Below are 19,034 nucleotides of genomic sequence, written 5' to 3' on the forward strand. Positions count from 1 at the left end.
GCCGCGGGCATCTGCCTGCGGCCTGCAGCTACATCAGCCGAAAGAGCGCTTGACGATAATTATATAACAAGTTATATAATGAGTTATATAAATCAAAGCAGGAAAGCGCCTTGGTTGAAGATATTGTGAAATCGCTGGGCTTCCTCTGCCTCGGCAGCCGGTTCCGCCGCATCGGCGAACGCCTTCAGGCCGACACCCAGCAGATCATTGAAGAGCTCGGCGTCTCTCTCCAGTCCGCCCAATATCCCTTCCTCGCGGCAATCGACCACGCCGGCCCGCTTACCATCGGTGAACTTGCCCAGACCGTCGGCATTACCCAGCCGGGTGCCACACGCACCGTCTCGCAGCTTCTGGAAATGGGTTATGTCGACATGCAGGCCGCGGCCGAGGACCAGCGCCGAAGACTGGTCTCGCTGACGCCGAAGGGTCAGGAACTCATCGATTATTCGAAACGATCGGTCTGGCCGCGCATAGAGCAGGCCGTGACCGAGCTTTGCGGCGGCCTCTCCGGGCCGATCCTGGAGCAACTCGCTGCAATCGAGGATGGGCTTGCGGAAGCACCGCTTGTCCGTCGAGGCAATCTCGACAAGGAACAGAAACTATGAGCCATATTCTCGACCGTCCGGCCTGGAACGCCCTTCGAACCGCCCATACGACATTGGCCGAAGGCAGCGAGCGCGCCCGCCGCTATCCACCCTCCATCGTGCCCTTCGCAGCCCCTGCCGATGATACGGCGGAAAGCCTCAATGCTCTGGAGAACCTGCCGGCCGCCGATGAGGTCATGGCGCTCGTCGAAGCCAACCCCGTCACGATCCCGCAGGGACTGACGGTCATCTCCGAAGGCAAGCTGGTGCAGATGATCGCCGAACGGCCCTATGAGCAGGTGTCGGACAGCCGGATCGAGCCGCTGACGGAAGCCGATGCAGCGGATATGCTCGCCTTGGCCACGCTGACCAAGCCCGGCCCCTTCACGCTCCGCGCCCAGAGCCTCGGCACCTTTTGGGGTGTGAAGATTGATGGCCGCCTCGTTGCCATGGCCGGCCAGCGCATGCGCCAGCCCGGTTTTGCCGAACTCAGCGGCCTTTGTACCCATCCCGATTTTCAGGGACGCGGCCTCGGCACCCTGCTCTTCCGCTTCGTTGCCGGCGAGATCTCGGCGAGGGACGAGACCGTCTACCTGCATGCCTATGCCTCGAATACACCGGCCATCTCGCTTTACAAGGCGATGGGCTTCCGCTTGCGCTCCGAGATGAATCTCGTTGTCGTCACTCCCCGGCGGCCAGCGTGATCTTCCCTTCGGCTGCGAGCACTCTCTCATCTTGCCGATGGTGAGCACTTCGTGGGCGCCACCCAGCCGCCGTCGATGAACCTTGTCGATAGGAACAAAGCGGCCGCGGGTATATGCCTACGGCCCCTTTATTTTTTAAAGATTGAGATCGAAAACCAGCAGGCCGGCAAGGCCACCATCGGTCGACGAGACGATACGCTCACCGACAGCGACGTGTTCGGGATGCACGAGATAGGCGTCGCGCACTTCGGGGTTCTCGAACGTCACCACGAAGCCATCAACGAAGCCGCCATGCAGCCCCTCCGGCGAGACATTCGGTCCGTATTTGACATCGATGATGCCGGGAATGACCTGCTTCAGCGCGGCGACGGACTCGAAAAGCGCCTTTTTCTCATCCTGCGTCATGGCGGATTTGAGTCGCATGAAAACGCTATGCAGGATCATATTAATCTCCCTAGATGTTTCGCCCAGCATAGAGAGAGAAAGGACCGATGGGCAAGACATCACTGCCGCCATCTTTGCGGTTTTCGGCGACTGCCACACTGATCGTAGTCGGCCCAGAGCTGAACCTATGGGACATTCTACCTACACATGGGCAGTATCCGCTGATCTTGCCCACGACCTGCCACAACGCCTCCTCTGTCAACTGTGAAGCACTTGCGACGGTCAGCGAAAGTGCTCGCTCGTAAAGCTTTCTGTGTGGTCTGTACGGCAACGAACCTTCACGAAATCCGGCCGCGCTTAGTCTATCGGCACATCAGGCCAGTCCTCAGGAACAAGTGCCGGTGGCTTGGTCCATGGCTCTTCGACCAGGGCCTGCTGGAACCATTCGTCTCGAAGGTTAGCGTGCTCAATAACGATGAGCTGGAAGCCAGGCGCGTCTTCAGTCGTGAAATGCGACAGCATTTCGAACAGGCGCCTTACGGCTTCCAAATCCGCGTCCTTCTCCGTTCGCTCAATGGAGCCCCCTGCTTCTTCATAAGCCTGCTCGGAGGGAAAATAGACCTGCGTTGGCTGGTCGATGAGCATGAAACGCGGGATGGGCTGACCGTATGCCGCAGCAAACCTATGAAGGGAAAGTAAAGCCGCCAGATGATAGGCAAGATGGTTTTCCCCACCCCCAGTTCTGTTCATGTAGACCGGTCGTCCCGGACGGTCGATTACCACCGTGAGATTGTGCAGATCAAGTCGTGCAGGGAACTGACCGAATTCCCCACCTAGGCTATTGATGTATCCCCCCATGTAGCTGGCGACGTTGCTCAACGTCGACATAAGACGTGCATCAGAGTCGTCGGCGCCGAGCCTACGCTCCAGATCCGACACCCGGGACTTTAGACGTGCCTCCTCGTTTTTGAGCCGAGCGAGTTCCGTGTCTGGCACAAGATTTTCAATGAACAAACTAATCCGGCCGACGACGCGCGAGGCGGCATTGTTCCTGTTACCCATTTCAGTAATGAACTCGCTGGCGGATATCGCCGACGCGAGCTCGAGTTCCTTGGTTCTTATCTGTTCACCGATGGAGACCACTTCTTCCTGCTGCTCCGTCAGGTAGGAATTAAGCGCAGGCCGCTCTCCTGTCACCGCGTTCAGTTCGCGGTCCAAGGACTCAACTTCCGACAGAAGAGCCTGGGCTATGGACGTCGTCATTCCAAGGTTCTCTTGGGCAAAAGGCCACTGCCACGCTCCTGTCGCTTCGTTGAACGGCAAGGCCTTGATCGACGTCAACCGATCCTTCTGTTCGAATGCCTCGCTTTGGAAACCGTCCGCTCTTCGCGCGAATTGTTGCGCGCCATCGATCCGGCGCTGTGTTTCCCGGCGTCGCTCGCGAAGATCTATAAGCTCGCGCTCTATCGTCGATAAGCGCTGTCCGTCGTCATCAGGAACCGGCTGCGGCTGCCAACTCAATGCTCGGCGGAGCAGATCAATGACTTGCCCTGGATCTATCGCAGCATCCGATGGGATGATGCCAACGGCGCGCGCCTCAGATAAAAGACCAAACGCTCGTTCCTCTGAATTGTCTACAGCCTCCCTGGCCTGCTGGACCAGCTTGGTCTTGAGCCTGAGTTCGCGCTGCAAGACACGAAGCTGCGCCTCCAAGGCAAATTTGTCCCTGCCAGAGACTCCCAGCAAAATCGGCAAAGTATCCCTGATTGCTTGCGGCTGGAACGGTTCATTCTGGCGATAGAACAACTGGTCTTTGTTGGTGACGATGGTTTGCTTCTGGAACAGATAATACCATGTGTGCTTGATGGTCGTATTGAAGCTATCGCGGCTGTTGTCGATCGGCACATCCGTCATGTTGTCGGGAATTCCGAGCAACTGGCTCAAAAGGGTTACGACGCCATCGTCATTGTCGTTGATCTTCAATTCGGAGAATTCCGGTGCCTCAATCACCGCACCCCTTCGAACCATGGCCATGCTTCCACTTTGAGCGGCAGGCGCCGGCGCCGGTTTGGCAACCAGGACTTCCTCTCCCTCAAAACGGTAGATAACCGCGTACCAGGTGACGCGATCCCGGATCGCGCCTTCCGGTATCTTGAAGTCCGAGCCGCCCATGCAGTACTCGATTATCTCTGAAAGAGCGGATTTACCCGTCGAGGAACGACCAGTGATGACATTGAGTCCATCATGGAAATTGACGTCACGACGGCGGCCATCATCACTGTAGACGTGGATCGATTTGATCTTCATGGTCTTATGCCAAGTGTGGTGTAGATTGTTGCCCGATCGCCCACTCGGGCGAATTCTTTGCCAAGGTATGCCGCAACACGCTGGCATGCGATGGATTCAGCAGTTCCGCTGATTGTCTTGCGCACCCCGTCAGGGTTCGTCAGGAGCCGGCCATCCGGATTGATAGCGAGCGCTTTGACATGCGTGAGAACACCAAGCGCTTCTAACGTGAACGGAAAAACGTCGCTGCAGCGCCTTGCAAAATCGACCTGCATCTCAGGATGCTCGGCCGTGATCTTCAAGAAGTAGCTGCGGTTTCCTCGCTGTAGGATGTCGCGCGACTGGCGCTGAAGGCACAGCGGCAGTACCAAAAGCGATAGAGAAAACGGCATGCCCGCTTTGTCCACCTCCCGATAGGCGTTTATCGCCCGAAACAGTACCAAGCCGCAAAAGGCGGGGTTGAAAAGGTTGCGTATTTCGATCGGCCGCTGATGCCAGGCCTTCATGCGGCAACTCCAAGTATCTCGGCCAAGTGCTCTAGGAAGCGGGGATGCCAGTGGACGCGCGGAACAGGGTTAGAGTTGGCAAGAATGTGAAATGCGCCGCGGACGACGTAAGGTTCCGTGACGCGCTCACGGATGCGAAGCTGAGTGGTATCGCGTTCCGCCCAACGCAGGAGTTCTCGCCCCGCCACTAGCAGAGCTTCCTCTTGGCTGCCATCCATCAAAGATTCGAAAGCGACCTCCTTGTAACGTGCCCACTCCTCGACGAGGCGGTCCTCATATTCCTCGATCTCGCCGGAAACGATAAGGTTCTCTCGCGCCCAGCTCGACCGCTGTTCAAATGCTCGGTAGTAGTCAATAATCGCAAACTGTATGCGGGCTTCCGATAACTGTAAGGCATGAAGCTGTCGGACGAATGTCCGTTGGTCGTGCAGAGCGTCAATTTCGCCAGCGGGCATTCTGTTCCGGAAATTGATCGGCAGGTTGTCCGTCCTATATTCCTCGGCAAATGCCGCGAGCTTGTCGGAGACTTCCTGAACGCTGATCGGCTCATGCCTTTCTCGCGTCAGAAGCTTTATGACGTTGTTAGTCCACCAGCCTTCCAATCTCTCAAATAACGGCGTGCGAAACTCTCGCCTGATCGTGCGTAAGCGCTGATCGACCAAGGCGGGAATTTCGTTGATACGAGACGTCTCGGGGAAGATCGCTATGCGGCCGAAGAAGTCACGGGCTTCGTCGGTGCCGAGGCGGTTGAGGTCGACTTTGAGCTTGAGGAGCGTTTCGCTGGAGGTCTGCGATATTGCTTCAATCGCAGCTTCCGCTTTCGTGTCGTCGTCTGCCTTCGCATCGACGAAGAGATTCAAGAACGAACCTGGGGAAACGCTTCCGGTATGGTACAAAAGGAACCGGGCATTCGATTCGCCCCTTCCGGTGCCCTCGTAGTGCTTCAACCATATTCGTACAGACTTCCAGAAATCGGACGACAAATCTGTTAGTCTGTCACCTGGCGCTTTGTGCTTGAGCGAGGCGAGCGAAAGCGAGTCGTCCTCAGTCGCGACGAATTCCACGTCGTCGTTCCGCTCGATGAAGATCGCACCATCTTCTGGAAGATCGAGGACCTTCAGCAGCGCAAACCTCGATTGGAAAATATAGCCTAGACCCTGCTCCGCCGCTGAAAACGCGGACCTATCGTTCGACATGCAAGATTAAACTCAACAGTTCGAAATAGTTGATGTGTATCGACTCTCCCAGAAGTTGCTAGTATCGATATACTTGCGGTCGAATGCAATCGGCTATTCGACAATCGCGGTGATTTCTTTTTCGGGAATTAGTGGTCCACGCGTCGGCGGCCGACGGGAGACACCACGCAGCTGTACCATGCATCGATCATGCAGGCGCACGGGGGCGTTTGAACTCCTGCGCGTCCAACAGTCTACTTCTGGCGCAAAGCGATCACAGACTCTCGTTAACAATCACAGGCGTTCATCGATGCAAGGCGTACCGGACGATCCCTCATTAGCATTCAAACATCGCGTAAAAGCCCGTCTCGGACTCCTGCACGCGGGGCCGTGTCCTGAAGCTTCAGAACACGGCCCTTCATCCCGCTTATGCGGCGGCGCGGTGAGCGATTGGTCGGCGGCGCAGCTCCGCCTTCAAAATCGCCGGTGGGTTGTAATTCGCCTCAAGCGGTCCGACATCGGTGCCGGGCGGAACAATCTCGTCGATCCGATCGAGAATTTCGTCCGTCAGGCTCACCTCGGAGCCTGCGAGCAGATCGTCGAGATGCTCCATCTTGCGGGGACCGATGATCGCCGATGTGACGGCCGGGTGAGCCATCACGAAAGCCAACGCCATATGCGTCAGCGGCAGCCCTGCCTCCTCCGCCAGAGGGATGAGCTGCTCCACCACGTCCAGCCTGCGTTCGTCAGACATCTGTCTGGGAAATCTTCTGGCGCGCCCGCTGTCGGGCTGTGGCTCGCCCTTGCGGTAGCGGCCGGTGAGCATGCCCATCGCCAATGGGCTCCACACCATCGCACCCATACCGTACCGCTCGCAGGCGGGCAGCACCTCGCGTTCGATACCGCGGTTCAGGATCGAATAGGGCGGCTGCTCGGTGCGGAAGCGCGCCAGCCCGCGTCGCTCCGCGATCCACTGGGCTTCGATGATCTCCGATACCGGGAACGTCGATGATCCGATCGCGCGCACTTTTCCCGCCCGCATCAGATCGGTGAGGGCAGAAAGCGTTTCCTCGATGTCGGTATCCGGCGCTGGCCGATGAACCTGATAGAGATCGATATGGTCGGTCTGCAGGCGACGCAACGAAGCGTCCACTTCGCGGACCAGCCAACGCCGCGAATTGCCTTGCTGGTTCGGGTCGTCACCCATCGGAAGATGTGCTTTGGTGGCCAGCACGACATTGTCGCGCCGGCCTTTGAGAGCCTTGCCTACGATCTCTTCCGATTCACCTCGACTATATGCATCAGCGGTATCGATGAAGTTGATTCCTGCATCCAAGGCCCTGTGGATGATCCGGACCCCCTCGTCATGGTCGGGATTGCCCGCGGCGCCAAACATCATTGCGCCGAGGCAAAAGGGGCTGACTTTGATGCCGGTTTTTCCCAGTGTGCGGTATTGCATGGTCTATTCCTTCTATTGTTCGTTGATGTGGGGTCAGTGCCGCCCTGCTGCGCTAATTTCCAGCGCTCGGGCATACGTCACCATGGGAGCGGGCCGTCCGCGCTCGAGAACGTGCCCGTCGGACCGTTCGCGTCGAGGGCGACGCGCACAGGATTGCGGGCACCCTGTTCGACCGTCTCAAAGCCCTCGAAGTTATTGAGGGCCGTTGCGGTGAAGCCCGGGCTCGCGGCGTTGACTTTGATGTTTGTCGACTCGAGTTCAATCGCGAAGGAAAGCGTGATCGCGTTGAGGGCAGTCTTTGAAGCGGCGTAAACGACGCCGAATCCAGTGCGATACGGATAGGTCGGGTCCGCGTTCAACGTTAGCGAGCCGACGCCGCTCGTTACGTTGACGATGCGTCCCGCCGGCGCGTCACGGAGGAATGGAAGCATCGCTTGCGTGACGGCAATGACACCGAACACGTTCGTTTCGAACACCGCGCGCACCTCGTCGAGTGACGCAACGCTCGCACGGCTCGACTCCAGCATCTCCGCAAGCGATCTGCCCGGCTTTCCCGCATGCGAGATGGCCGCGTTGTTCACAAGCACATCGAGACGACCGAGTTCGATCCGGATGCGCTCTGCTGCTGCAGCGATTGAGGCCCGGTCCGTGACATCGAGCTGCAAGGCGCGGGCATCCGCTCCGATGCTTTTCGCAGCCGCCTCCCCATGCTCAAGGTTTCGCGACCCAACGAGCACGATGAATCCATGTGCCGCGAGTTCCCTAGCGATTTGAAGACCGATCCCTCGGTTTGCCCCGGTGACCAGGGCAACGGGTTTGTCCAGCATAGCAATCTCCTTTGCTGTAATGACGTATGGCGGCCACCGCCGCCCCGTGTTAGTGAAGTAAACGGAACACCATTCCGTTTATACGGAACGATGTTCCGTTTAGCAAATGGAAAAAGTGCATGAGCGATAAATTTGACAAGCAGGATGATGCCTTGGAGCCGGTGAGCCCGACGGACCGGCGCGTGCGAGCCGATGCGCAGCGCAATCTCGACGGACTGCTGCAGGCGGCCATGACAGTCTTTGCGGAGTCGGGAGTAGACGCGCCGGTACGGGAGATCGCAAAGAAGGCCGGCGTCGGCGTCGGCACCGTCTATCGCCACTTCTCGCAGCGTTCCGATCTCATCAAGGCAGTCTTTCGTCGCGAAATCGATGCCTGCGCAGATGCAGCATCGGTGCTGGCCAAAGAGCACGGTCCCGGCGAAGCGCTGGCGCAGTGGATGCAGCGTTACGTTGACTTCATCTCAGCTAAACGCGGACTGGCTGCAGCCCTGCATTCCGGCGACCCGGCCTATGAAGCCTTGCCAGCTTATTTCGACAAGCGGCTCCGTCCCGCGCTGGAATCATTGCTGGGCGCCGCGGCTGCGGCAGGCGAAATACGGGCTGGGGTCGAACCAAATGACCTTCTGCGTGCGGTCGCAAGTCTCTGCACGTCAGCGAACGATGTCGGAGCCGATCATTCCCGGCGGATGGTCGCGCTCCTGGTCGATGGCCTGCGCTACGGGGCGAACCGGCACAACCATAAGTGAGGCAGGCAGAGCACTGGCTTCCGCCGCAACTTCCGCCCTTGGCGCATCTGAACCCTGTGGAGATCGCATGTTTGCTATCTGCGGACACTGCTAGCCGGTGATGCGGAATCCTGTCGGCATCTCCGCGAGCGCGGTCGGCTGCTTCTCCACATTGGAAACCGATGCGCCAGAAGGCCCTTGCCAGAAACGCTCAATCATGGTCGAAATCGCCGCATCAGGTCCCGCAATCAAAGCGACTACGGACCCATCCAATTCGTTGCGAACCCAGCCTGCCAAACCGAGCTTCAACGCCTCGTCACGCGTCCAAACACGGAAACTGACACCCTGTACCCTACCAGTTATCCGTACCAGGGCAGCCTCATAATCATCGGACATAGCCACTCCCCTCCGACAACAACGACAGAATGACAGAGGTTACTTCCTCTTGAAAGGCTCCATGCCCTTGCGTGCCAGTTCGTCGGCGCGCTCATTTTCCGGGTGCCCGGCATGGCCCTTGATCCAATGCAACGTCACCTTGTGACGATTGTAGGCCTCATCAAGCGCCTGCCACAGTTCGGCATTCTTCACCGGTTTCTTATCCGCGGTCTTCCAGCCGTTCTTCTTCCAGCCGAAAATCCACTTGGTAATGCCATCCTTGACGTAGACGCTGTCGGTATAGAGATCGACCTCGCAAGGCGCTTTCAGAGCGCCGAGTGCCGATATCGCCGCCATCAGCTCCATGCGGTTATTGGTCGTATCCGCCTCGCCACCGGACAATTCCTTCTCCACCTCGCCATAACGCAGCACTGCGCCCCATCCGCCGGGACCGGGATTGCCGGAGCAGGCGCCATCCGTGAAGATATCGACGTGTTTCATGCCTTGAGCCCGTATTCGGCGCTGGAGGCGATCTGGCGATGGAAGCGCAGCTTGCGCAGATATTCGATCGGGTCCTTCTTGGTGACCAAGGCGCCGGCCGGCGTCGTCAGCCAATCGTAGAGGCGGGTCAGGAAGAAGCGCATCGCCGAGCCACGCGACAGCGTTGGCAGGGCGGCGATTTCGGCGTCGTCCAGCGGCCGGACGCTCTGATAACCTTCCAAAAGCGCCATGCCCTTGGTGATGTTGTAAGCACCATCCTTCTCGAAGCACCAGGCGTTGAGGCAGATCGAGACGTCGTAGGCGAGCAGGTCGTTGCAGGCAAAATAGAAATCGATCAGGCCGGAAAGTTCGTCGCCGAGGAAGAAGACGTTATCCGGGAACAGATCGGCATGGATGACGCCATCAGGCAGGTCTTTCGGCCAGTGGCTGCCAAGGAAATCGAGCTCGGCGCGGATCTCGTCTTGCAGGCCGGGCTCGACCTCGTCGGCGCGAGCTTCGGATTTTTCCCAAAGCCCCTGCCAGCCTTCAAGCGACAGCGCATTCGGCCGCTTGATGGCGAAGCCTTCGCCGGCGACGTGCATCGCGGCCAGCGCCTTGCCGACCTCACGGCAATGCTTTGCCTCCGGCTTGCGCAGCCACATGCCCTCGAGGAAGGAGATCAGCGCCGCCGGACGGCCGGAAAGATGGCCGAGCAGCGCGCCGTCTTTGCGCGGCAAAGGCAGCGGGCAGGAAAGGCCACGGCTTGCAAGATGCTGCATCAGGCCGAGGAAAAACGGCAAGTCGCCTTTCTCGACGCGCTTCTCATAGAGCGTCAGGATCAACGGCTCGCGCGACGTATGCAGCAGGAAGTTGGAGTTTTCGACGCCCTCGGCGATGCCCTTGTAGGAGAGCAATGTGCCAACATCATATTCCGTCAGGAACCACTTCAGATCGTCTTCGGTAATATCGGTATAAACGGCCACGAATTATTCCTGAAATAGGCGCTATGGGAAGGGTTATTCGCCATTGACGAAGGCCATGTCGGCCGCCGTCAGTTCGATATTGCGCAGCTCGCGATTGACGAGGAAATTCTCGGTCTCCTTGACCGTTTCGGCGAGCTCCACCACAGCATTGAAGCGGGCGCGGAAGGCCTCGATGATCTCGTTGACGATGACCTCGGGTGCCGATGCGCCAGCGGAGAGGCCGACGGTTTTGACATCACCGATACCGTCCCAATCGATCTCCGAGGCGCGCTGGACCAACACCGATTTCTTGGCCCCTGCCCTGAGCGCCACCTCGACGAGACGCTTGGAGTTGGACGAATTCGGTGCGCCGACGACGATGAAGAGATCGCAGCCCGGAGCCGCCTCCTTCACCACTTCCTGGCGGTTGGTCGTGGCGTAGCAGATCGAGTCGGCTGCCGGTGCAGTCAGATTCGGAAAACGCTGCTGCAGCCGCGCGATGACGCCGGCGGTGTCGTCAACCGAAAGCGTCGTCTGGGTGACGAAACCGAGATTATCGGGGTCGGCAGGCTGGTAGGCATCGGCATCCTCCACCGTCTCGATCAACGACACCGAACCCTCTGGAAGCTGGCCCATGGTGCCGATCACTTCCGGGTGGCCGGCATGACCGATGAGGATGACATGACGGCCGAGGCGGTTATGGCGCATGGCCTGCTTGTGTACCTTGGAGACCAGCGGGCAAGTGGCGTCGAGATAGAAGAGATTACGCGCGTCGGCATCCGCCGGCACGGCCTTCGGGACGCCATGGGCAGAAAAGACAACCGGCTGGGCGCGATGTTCCGCAGGGATCTCGTCCAGTTCCTCGACGAAGACGGCGCCCTTGGCTTCCAACCCTTCGACGACGTAGCGATTATGCACGATCTCGTGACGGACATAGACCGGCGCGCCATAGGCCTTGAGCGCCAGCACGACGATCTGGATGGCACGATCGACGCCGGCACAGAAGCCGCGCGGACCGCAGAGCCGGATGGTCAGGTCAGGTTTGGAAACCGCAATGTTCATGTCTCTTCCGAAATCCGGGACGATGGCAAAGCCATGGATAGGTTGGCCTTGCCGCTTGCTCTAGCCGAATATTCCATCGAAATGAAGCTATTCTATTGCGCAAACTATTGCGTCGGCGCATCCGGATGGCGTTTGCGCCACCAGGAGACGGCGACGATGGCGACCAGCGCCGCCGCCAGGCCATACCAGGTCAGGGCATATTGCAGATGGTCGTTCGGCAGATCGACGATCGTGACGCCGCCGATCGGCAGGCCCTGAGGATTAGGCGTCTTGTCGGCGTCGACGAAGAAGGGCAGCACCTTGTCCTTCGGAAGCCCATCGCTATCAGCCATGGCGTCCAGGTCTTTCCAGTAGAATATATTCTTCGCCAGATCATTGTCCGGTATGCCCGAGGGCTGGCCGGCGAGCTTGGCGCGGGCAAGGCCGGTGACGGTCTGTTCGCCCGTCAGCTGCCCCTGCACGCGCTTTTCCGGCTCCTTGGCATCATAGGGCACGAAACCGCGGTTGACGAAGAGATAGCGCCCATCGGCAAGCTGCAGCGGCGTATAGATATGGAAGCCGGGATTGCCGTCTAGGGTCGCGAAGAAATGCCGTTCCTTGTTGTTGAGGTATTGGCCGGTCGCGGTGACGACGCGATACTCTATATCGCCGCCGGATGCGGCCATGGCCTCGATCGCCGCCAGCGGCACAGGGGCAGCGGCCTGGCGCTCGGCAATGTCAGCGAGCAAGCCTTCCTTCCAGTGCAGCCGCTGGACCTGCCACGTGCCGAGGGCCAACAGTATGCCGAGAGCCACAATCAGGATCAGCACCTTGCCGACCTGCCAGAAAGGGTTGGCACGGCGAGCGGTCATGACGGCCTCAGTCACGATGAATGCGCCCTTCGCTGGCATTGTTGCGGTATTGCAGCGCAATCAGGATGCCCTTGCACCAGCGTAGCGACAGAAGCGACAGAATGATGGTCAACGGACCGAACAGCAGGATATGCACCCAGATCGGCGGCGAATAATTGACCTGCAGCCACAGTACCAAACCAATAACGATGAAACCGACGATGAGGATGACGAAGACCGCCGGTCCATCGCCGGCATCGGCAAAGGCATAATCGAGATCACAGGCGGCACAACGCGGCTTCAGCGACAAAAGCCCGTTGAAGAGCTTGCCGTTACCGCAACGTGGGCAACATCCCTGGATGCCGACCTTAAACGGATCGACAGGCGGAAATAGCGCCTTGTCGCTGTTTGCTCCTTGGCTGGGGGTTAAGTCTTGCTCTGGGCTCAAGGTTTGATCTCAATCGATTGCCATTCGCGACGAGCGTCCCGATCTCGTCCGTGTCACCATCAGTAACCACGATGCCGCCGCCCGTCCAATCCAAAAGCATGGTGACCCCCGCGCCCCTGCCGAAATATGGCCCTGTCCCTACGCCATGATGTCGCGGCCATGTTTTCCCGCTCCTTCGAACCGGCGTCGCGGGGATCGGAGGAAGAAGCGATACCGCCGCACTCTGAAATCGCTGCGCTTGAAAATCGTCGCTGCGGCCATAGAAAGAGGGATATGGACAACAATCATGACACGAAGACCGGTCAGATCATCATTCTGAACGGCGCGCCCCGATCCGGAAAATCGAGCATAGTGGACGCTATCCAGGCAAGTTTCGACGGTCCGTGGATGAATCTCGGCGTCGATGCTTATGTGAGGCACATCACCCCGCAGCGTTACCGGCCGGGGATCGGTCTGCGGCCGGGTGGCGAACGGCCTGATCTCGAAGGGCTGATTCCAACACTCTATTCGGCGCTCTATGCCTCGATTGCAGCCCATTGTCGGCTTGGGCTCAATGTCGTCGCCGAATTCGGCCACCACGACGCCTATTCAAAGCCACTTGGAATCCTGGCGAATTGCGCCCGGCAACTGGCCGGTCTGCCCGTTCTTTTCGTTGGGGTGCGCTGTCCGATCGAGACCATCATGCAGCGGCGTTTGTCGGAAGGCGCCGAAAGGCTCAACGATTACATCGGCGTTTCCGCCGATGCCTCGATTCCTGCGCCGATACTCGCCTGGCAGGCGCAGGTGCATCAGCCCGGCATCTACGATCTGGAGGTCGATACTTCGATCAAAAGTGCCCAGGCCTGCGCCGAGGAGATAAGGCAGCTTGTAGATCGCGGCGTTCCCCACCCGACAGCATTCGAACGCCTTGCGGCGGGCAGCTGAGCGACGGTATCGCCGCCGCTGCAATCTTCCGGCTCTGATCAATGAGTCCGGAGATTAGCTTCACATCGGCGGCATCTTCTCGAATTTCGTCACGGCCGGATCGAGCCGGTCCCAGGCATGACCGCGCAGCGTGTACGTCACCATCTGCGGCTCGTATCGGCCTGGATCGTCGAGGCTTGCGGCGTGAATGGTGAAGAAGTCCGGCATGGCCGCGAAGGTCAGATAGACAGGCGACCCGCAGGCGGGGCAGAAGCCGCGCGTCTTCACGTTCCCGCTGTCTCCGACCATGTCCCAATGCGTCGCTTCGCCCTCGAGCTTCACCGCATCTCTGTTCGGGAAGGTCAGATAGGATCCGTGTCCGGTGCCGCTCGTACTCTGGCAGTCGTGGCACTGGCAGTCATTCATCGCAATCGGCTCGGCCGAGATTTCATAGCGGATTGCGCCGCAGGCGCACCCGCCGGTGTAAGGCTTAGTCATGTCTCTCTCCTAGTAAAGCGCTAGATTGGCCGCGGCGATATCCGTCGCGTCAGTCCTTCCCCTCGACGATAGCGCCAATGTTCGGGACTACCTTCTTCCAGCCTTCGCTCATCTTCTCGAAGGCAGTATCGTTCTTCGGCAGGACGAAGCCGGAATGGACGAGGCGGAGGCGCGTGCCGTTTTCGACTTTGGAAAGGATGAAGGTGACCACGGTGTCGAGCTGAGAGCCGTATCCGACGTTACCCTCATGCCCGCCTCTCCAGGAGTAGGCGAAACGTTCGTACGGCTTCACCTCCAGCACCTGGCAGTGAATGGTGCCGTCCCACGCGCCGGCCGGCGTTGTCTGGTAGGTGAAGTGTTTGCCTTCCGCAGGCTCGAAGCCAGCCGGCACCATCAACCAGCGGCCCATCAAACTGGCCGTGGTCAGCGTTTTCCAGATCGCCTCCGGCGAATGGGGAAAAACCTCGTCGACCACTATGTCTTGCGTGTCGGATCTCAATGCGGCGTCGTTCATGGATCAATTTCCTTCAGCAGTGTCCTGAGATTTGCAAAGCGTTCGCGCCAGAAGACGCCGTAGTGGCTCATCCAGTCGAGCAGCGGCTCGAGGCCATCCGGCTGGGCGCGGTAATAGACTTTCCGGCCTTCGGGGCGCTCGGCCACCAGGCCGGCCTGCTTCAGAGCCTTGAGGTGTTGAGAAATGGCGCCCTGTGTCACACCACTGCCTCGCGTCAGTTCGACGACGGTGATCTCGTCGGAGCTGACGACCCTCTCAAACACGGCCCGCCGTGTGGGATCGGCAAGCGCGCGCATGATGGCGTTTATGGGAGCGGCTTCGGTCATGATGAAACCAATAGCCGATACTAATTGATGAGTCAATACTAATTGGTTTGACTAATTGCAACGCCTCCTCGCGCCGCAATGAGCCAACTGATCGTCATATCCGCAACTGGTTTAGTAGGTCCCGAGCCCAGTGAAAGACGATCTGCCGACCTTCACCCACTCGTCGCCGGATGGTCGAGCGGTGTGTCACCCGACCTGACTCCTCCAACAAATCATTGGCGTGGTTTTTCGGCGTAACCCAACGGCTACGATTCGAGCAGCCGGACGTAGCGTTCAGCCGAACGGCCAACACTTTCCTTCGCCTTGCTCGATATGAACTTATCTCTCCAAGCGCCGTAGATGCGATCAAAGCGCATGTCTGCAACTCGGCTGGCAATACGCCGAACTTCACGCGCTGGCAAAGGGATCAGGTTGGGGTAGGAATACATGAAAGAAACCCATCCCTTTCCCGGGACCACTTGAATCGTGTCCCCGGTGAGCAGCACTCCATTTTGGTCCGCGCCGGCCTCCCATTCCAAAACAGAGCTTCCCTCAAAGTGTCCACCCAGCCGATGAAGGATAATGCCAGGCAGCACCTCGCACCGATCTCCCAGCCAAGGTCGAATATGCTCGCTGGTGCGTGTGACATATGCCAGATCAGCTTGGGGCAGCAGGATCGGCACGCCGCCCAGGGCTTCGCTCCATTCCACCATGCCAGTATAGAAATGTGGGTGAGATAGGCAGATGGCCTTGATGCCACCGAGCTCCAAAATGCGGTCTCGCGTTTTCCCGTCCAGAATAGGGGTGCAATCCCACAAAACATTTCCGTGCGGAGACAGCACCAAGAGCGCGCGCTGACCGATGCCGATAGCCGGAGAGACACCAATGCTAATCAAGTTTGGTTCGAGCTCGATCCAATCATTCGCATGTGTGGAGGCAAGCGTTTCCCGGGCGATCCATTCCTGCCCGCCCTCAGGAACGAACTGTCGTTCATCATCACAAATAGAACATTTCGGAGGAGGAGCGTTGTTCGAGGCAGAGTGGGAACCACATGCTTTGCAGATCCAAATAGGCACCTGATTGATCCTTTATAAGGCCCAAGAGCTGTGGGGGCGAAAATGACGCTTGCGGTGCCATGGCCGCAATCGATACGGCAGCGTTGCGCCTGCTTTTTGCCTCGCCGGTCAACAACCACCGCATAGGCAAACAAAAATGCCGTCACGAAAACTCAGGCTAGGCCCGGTTTTCGCGACGGCAAGCAGTCGGTCAAAGGATGTCGCCAGAGCGTCCTCTGCTCAGCCAGCGGCCACCGGTGCGCCCCAGCTACCCCAGATGTAGATGCAGAAGAACAGGAACAGCCAGACGACGTCGACGAAGTGCCAATACCAGGCGGCCGCCTCGAAGCCGAAATGCTGCTTCGGCGTGAAGTCACCACGGATAGCGCGGAGGAGGCAGACCAGCAGGAAGATCGTACCGATCAACACATGGAAACCATGGAAGCCGGTCGCCATGAAGAAGGTCGCGCCATAGATCGAGTTCTTGAACTCGAAGGGCGCATGCGCATATTCATAGGCCTGTACGCAGGAGAACAGCGCACCGAGCAGCACGGTCAGGACCAACCCCTGGATCAGGCCCCTGCGGTCATTGTGCAGCAGCGCGTGGTGCGCCCAGGTGACCGTCGTGCCAGAGAGCAGCAGGATGATGGTGTTGTAGATCGGCAAATGCCAGGGATCGAGGACTTCGATGCCCTTGGGCGGGAACTGGCCGCCGAGGAAAGCCGTTCGCGAGGCCTGGATCGCTTCGTTCGGGAAGAGGCTGACGTCGAAATAGGCCCAGAACCAGGCGACGAAGAACATCACCTCGGAGGCGATGAACATGATCATGCCGTAGCGCAGGTGCAGCGAGACGACGCGGGTATGCGCGCCCTGATGCGCTTCCCGAACCGTATCCGACCACCAGCCATACATGACGTAGAGGATTACCGCCAAACCGATGAAGAACAGCCATGGCTGCGCCCAATTCAGGCCGAACAGATGCACCGTGCCACCGTTCAGGTAGCGCATGAAGCAGACGCCGCCGAAGGTAATGACAAAGGCTCCGAAGGCCGCTGTGATCGGCCACGGGCTGGGGTCGATGATGTGATAGTCGTGTTTTTTCGTATGCGCCTCTGCCATGTCAGCAATCCCCGAATGACTTTTCCCATATTGCTTCCGGCTGCGCCGAAAGCAGTCTCCATCAAAGTTTCTTTTCCGCTACCTTCGCTGCGCCCTCGTTGGAAGCCACGGGCTTCACGCCGTCGCGCGGATAGAAGGTGTAGGATAGTGTCAGTGCCGTGATCGTCTTGGTCTCTTCCGCCTTGGTGATCTCGGGATCGACGTAGAAAACCACCGGCATCTCGCGCTTTTCCCCCGGCGCCAGATCGGTCTCGTTGAAGCAGAAACACTGCACCTTATTGAAATAGGCGCCCGCTTCCACCGGCGAGACATTGAAAATGGCCTGCCCGCGCGTCGGCTGATCGGACTTATTCTCGACGAGGAAGTTGACCTGAACCGTCTCGCCGATCTTCATCGTGATCGCCTTCTGCTCCGACGTGAAGTCCCAGGGCACGCCTGGCGCAACATTGGTGTCGAAGGAGACCGTGACCGGCTTGTCGAGAATGACGCTGGAGGCCTGGTCGACGCGTTGCGTCGTGCCGTTGAAGCCGGTGACTTCGCAGAAAATGCGATAGAGCGGCACGGCGGCAGCGCACATGGCGCTCATACCGACCACGAAACTGAGGCACATGGCAACCACCAGGCCGTTATTGCGGCCGGCACTCCTTGCCTTGTTTGTTGTCCCCTCCTCCATCACGCCTCCTCAAACGTGTCCGGTGCCGACCTTGATAATGGTGATCGCGTAGAACAGGATCACCAGACCGGCGAGCACCAAGCCGAGCGCGATGTTGCGCCCTCGCCGCGATTTCTTTTGCGCTTCCGTGAGCTTCACGAGTTCGATCATTGCCAGCCTCCCGCACCGCCAGACATCAGCACGACCACAAGCCGGTCGATCAGCAATGCCGAAAAGATTGCGAAGAGATAGAAGATCGAGAAGCCAAAGAGTTTCTTCGCCGGGATCATCTTCACATCGCCATCCGGCATGCGCCAGACGGCGATGGAACAGTATATGAAGATCGCGCCGAGTGCGGCTGCGACAATACCATAGCCGAGGCTCGCCAAGCTCATGAATGCCGGCACGACGCCGACGACGGCCGTGAGCACAGCATAGGCGACGATCTGGTTCTTGGTGGCCGGCACGCCCGCGACGTTCGGCAACATGGGAACGCCGACGGCCTCGTAATCGCGCATCTTGAACAGCGCCAGCGCCCAGAAATGCGCCGGCGTCCACAGGAAGATGATCAGGAAGAGCACGACGCTCTCGATCGTGACATTGCCGGTGACGCAGGCCCAGCCGATGACCGGCGGGAAAGCGCCGGCGGCACCACCGATAACGATATTCTGCGGCGTCGAGCGCTTCAGCCACATCGTGTAGATAACGACGTAGAAGAAAATGGTGAAGGCGAGGATCGCGGCCGAAAGCCAGTTCACGGCAAGCCCAAGGATCGTCACCGAGAAACCTGACAGCACCAGCCCGAAGGCAAGCGCCTCGGAAGCGGTAACGCGGCCTGCCGGGATCGGACGGCGTGCCGTGCGGCTCATGACCGCGTCGATATCGGCGTCGTACCACATGTTCAACGCGCCAGACGCGCCGGCACCCACAGCAATACAGAGAATAGCGATCAGGCCGAGAACCGGGTTGATGTGGCCCGGCGCGAGCACCAGACCGGCGAAGGCGGTGAAGACGACCAGCGACATCACACGCGGTTTCAGCAGCTCGAAATAATCGCGCGCACTCGCTTCCGACAAGCCGTTTTCGCCTTTCTTCGCGAGCACTTCGTGATTGTCGATAACCGTCATTCTTTCATCCAATGTCAGTTCAGTCGGACGCCGCTTATCACGGCGTCCGAAAAT

General features: G+C 58.9%; 24 protein-coding genes. 4 read left to right on the forward strand and 20 right to left on the reverse strand.

The features are described from left to right. Positions 1–110 precede the first annotated feature (110 nt). Positions 111–605 carry a MarR family winged helix-turn-helix transcriptional regulator gene (locus FHT86_RS12000; RefSeq protein WP_133706943.1) on the forward strand — a complete coding sequence of 165 codons (495 nt, stop codon included), beginning with the start codon at positions 111–113 and terminating at the stop codon, positions 603–605. Then, positions 602–1,288, forward strand: a complete 687-nt coding sequence (locus FHT86_RS12005) for a GNAT family N-acetyltransferase (RefSeq protein WP_133706944.1) — start codon at positions 602–604, stop codon at positions 1,286–1,288. The genes FHT86_RS12000 and FHT86_RS12005 overlap by 4 nt, the downstream gene beginning before the upstream one ends. A gap of 135 nt (positions 1,289–1,423) precedes the next feature. Here FHT86_RS12005 and FHT86_RS12010 read toward each other — a convergent pair whose 3' ends face one another. The 6 genes from FHT86_RS12010 to FHT86_RS12035 all read right to left on the reverse strand — a co-directional run bounded on the left by FHT86_RS12010 (position 1,424) and on the right by FHT86_RS12035 (position 7,925). Further along, positions 1,424–1,732 (reverse strand): Dabb family protein, encoded by a 309-nt coding sequence (locus tag FHT86_RS12010; RefSeq protein ID WP_133706945.1) that lies wholly within the window; start codon positions 1,730–1,732, stop codon positions 1,424–1,426. Between the two features lie 297 nt (positions 1,733–2,029). Further along, complete coding sequence (locus tag FHT86_RS12015; RefSeq protein ID WP_133706946.1) at positions 2,030–3,979, reverse strand: DUF3732 domain-containing protein; 1,950 nt, start codon at positions 3,977–3,979, stop codon at positions 2,030–2,032. Then, positions 3,976–4,464 (reverse strand): three component ABC system middle component, encoded by a 489-nt coding sequence (locus FHT86_RS12020; protein WP_133706947.1) that lies wholly within the window; start codon positions 4,462–4,464, stop codon positions 3,976–3,978. Before FHT86_RS12020 ends, FHT86_RS12015 begins: the two co-directional genes overlap by 4 nt. After that, complete coding sequence (locus tag FHT86_RS12025) at positions 4,461–5,660, reverse strand: ABC-three component system protein (protein ID WP_133706948.1); 1,200 nt, start codon at positions 5,658–5,660, stop codon at positions 4,461–4,463. The genes FHT86_RS12020 and FHT86_RS12025 overlap by 4 nt, the downstream gene beginning before the upstream one ends. Before the next feature lie 406 nt (positions 5,661–6,066). Further along, positions 6,067–7,098 carry an aldo/keto reductase gene (locus tag FHT86_RS12030; protein WP_133706949.1) on the reverse strand — a complete coding sequence of 344 codons (1,032 nt, stop codon included), beginning with the start codon at positions 7,096–7,098 and terminating at the stop codon, positions 6,067–6,069. Between the two features lie 77 nt (positions 7,099–7,175). After that, positions 7,176–7,925 (reverse strand): SDR family oxidoreductase, encoded by a 750-nt coding sequence (locus FHT86_RS12035; protein ID WP_133706950.1) that lies wholly within the window; start codon positions 7,923–7,925, stop codon positions 7,176–7,178. Positions 7,926–8,044: 119 nt separating this feature from the next. Here FHT86_RS12035 and FHT86_RS12040 point away from each other — a divergent pair, with 119 nt between their 5' ends. Further along, positions 8,045–8,671, forward strand: coding sequence for a TetR/AcrR family transcriptional regulator (locus FHT86_RS12040; protein ID WP_133706951.1), 627 nt, complete (start codon positions 8,045–8,047; stop codon positions 8,669–8,671). A gap of 90 nt (positions 8,672–8,761) precedes the next feature. Here the strand turns inward: FHT86_RS12040 and FHT86_RS12045 are convergent, their stop codons facing one another. The 6 genes from FHT86_RS12045 to FHT86_RS12070 form a co-directional block, all read right to left on the reverse strand. Beyond that, positions 8,762–9,046: an acylphosphatase gene (locus FHT86_RS12045; RefSeq protein ID WP_133706952.1), complete on the reverse strand. Its 285-nt coding sequence runs from the start codon at positions 9,044–9,046 to the stop codon at positions 8,762–8,764. A 39-nt stretch (positions 9,047–9,085) separates the two neighbouring features. After that, on the reverse strand, positions 9,086–9,526 hold the full coding sequence (rnhA, locus tag FHT86_RS12050) for a ribonuclease HI (RefSeq protein WP_133706953.1): 441 nt from the start codon (positions 9,524–9,526) through the stop codon (positions 9,086–9,088). Then, a complete protein-coding gene (locus tag FHT86_RS12055) occupies positions 9,523–10,488 on the reverse strand; it encodes a homoserine kinase (RefSeq protein ID WP_133706954.1) in 966 nt (321 codons plus the stop codon). The genes rnhA and FHT86_RS12055 overlap by 4 nt, the downstream gene beginning before the upstream one ends. Before the next feature lie 33 nt (positions 10,489–10,521). Continuing rightward, complete coding sequence (gene ispH, locus FHT86_RS12060) at positions 10,522–11,529, reverse strand: 4-hydroxy-3-methylbut-2-enyl diphosphate reductase (protein WP_133706955.1); 1,008 nt, start codon at positions 11,527–11,529, stop codon at positions 10,522–10,524. 104 nt (positions 11,530–11,633) lie between these two features. Next, positions 11,634–12,380 carry an SURF1 family protein gene (locus tag FHT86_RS12065; protein ID WP_133706956.1) on the reverse strand — a complete coding sequence of 249 codons (747 nt, stop codon included), beginning with the start codon at positions 12,378–12,380 and terminating at the stop codon, positions 11,634–11,636. 7 nt (positions 12,381–12,387) lie between these two features. Continuing rightward, entirely contained in the window at positions 12,388–12,807 is a 420-nt protein-coding gene (locus FHT86_RS12070; protein ID WP_133706957.1) for a DUF983 domain-containing protein, read from the reverse strand. A gap of 273 nt (positions 12,808–13,080) precedes the next feature. On the opposite strand from FHT86_RS12070, the gene FHT86_RS12075 reads away from it, so the two are divergent. Next, the gene (locus FHT86_RS12075; RefSeq protein WP_133706958.1) at positions 13,081–13,731 is read left to right on the forward strand and encodes a chloramphenicol phosphotransferase CPT family protein; all 651 of its coding nucleotides are present in this window, start codon (positions 13,081–13,083) and stop codon (positions 13,729–13,731) included. A 60-nt stretch (positions 13,732–13,791) separates the two neighbouring features. Here FHT86_RS12075 and FHT86_RS12080 read toward each other — a convergent pair whose 3' ends face one another. The 8 genes from FHT86_RS12080 to FHT86_RS12115 form a co-directional block, all read right to left on the reverse strand. Continuing rightward, positions 13,792–14,208: a GFA family protein gene (locus tag FHT86_RS12080; protein WP_133706959.1), complete on the reverse strand. Its 417-nt coding sequence runs from the start codon at positions 14,206–14,208 to the stop codon at positions 13,792–13,794. Between the two features lie 49 nt (positions 14,209–14,257). Then, positions 14,258–14,722: an SRPBCC domain-containing protein gene (locus FHT86_RS12085; RefSeq protein WP_133706960.1), complete on the reverse strand. Its 465-nt coding sequence runs from the start codon at positions 14,720–14,722 to the stop codon at positions 14,258–14,260. Continuing rightward, positions 14,719–15,048 carry a helix-turn-helix transcriptional regulator gene (locus FHT86_RS12090; RefSeq protein WP_133706961.1) on the reverse strand — a complete coding sequence of 110 codons (330 nt, stop codon included), beginning with the start codon at positions 15,046–15,048 and terminating at the stop codon, positions 14,719–14,721. Before FHT86_RS12090 ends, FHT86_RS12085 begins: the two co-directional genes overlap by 4 nt. Positions 15,049–15,293: 245 nt before the next feature. After that, positions 15,294–16,103, reverse strand: coding sequence for a hypothetical protein (locus tag FHT86_RS12095; protein WP_133706962.1), 810 nt, complete (start codon positions 16,101–16,103; stop codon positions 15,294–15,296). 219 nt (positions 16,104–16,322) lie between these two features. Continuing rightward, the gene (locus tag FHT86_RS12100; RefSeq protein WP_133706963.1) at positions 16,323–17,201 is read right to left on the reverse strand and encodes a cytochrome c oxidase subunit 3; all 879 of its coding nucleotides are present in this window, start codon (positions 17,199–17,201) and stop codon (positions 16,323–16,325) included. 61 nt (positions 17,202–17,262) lie between these two features. Continuing rightward, positions 17,263–17,874 carry a cytochrome c oxidase assembly protein gene (locus tag FHT86_RS12105; RefSeq protein WP_133706964.1) on the reverse strand — a complete coding sequence of 204 codons (612 nt, stop codon included), beginning with the start codon at positions 17,872–17,874 and terminating at the stop codon, positions 17,263–17,265. A gap of 9 nt (positions 17,875–17,883) precedes the next feature. Beyond that, entirely contained in the window at positions 17,884–18,024 is a 141-nt protein-coding gene (locus FHT86_RS12110) for a hypothetical protein (protein ID WP_034488087.1), read from the reverse strand. Then, a complete protein-coding gene (locus tag FHT86_RS12115) occupies positions 18,021–18,980 on the reverse strand; it encodes a heme o synthase (RefSeq protein ID WP_133706965.1) in 960 nt (319 codons plus the stop codon). The genes FHT86_RS12110 and FHT86_RS12115 overlap by 4 nt, the downstream gene beginning before the upstream one ends. Between the last annotated feature and the right edge of the window lie 54 nt (positions 18,981–19,034).

The sequence above is a fragment of the Rhizobium sp. BK313 genome (genome assembly GCF_014193655.1).
Classification (GTDB): Bacteria; Pseudomonadota; Alphaproteobacteria; order Rhizobiales; family Rhizobiaceae; genus Rhizobium.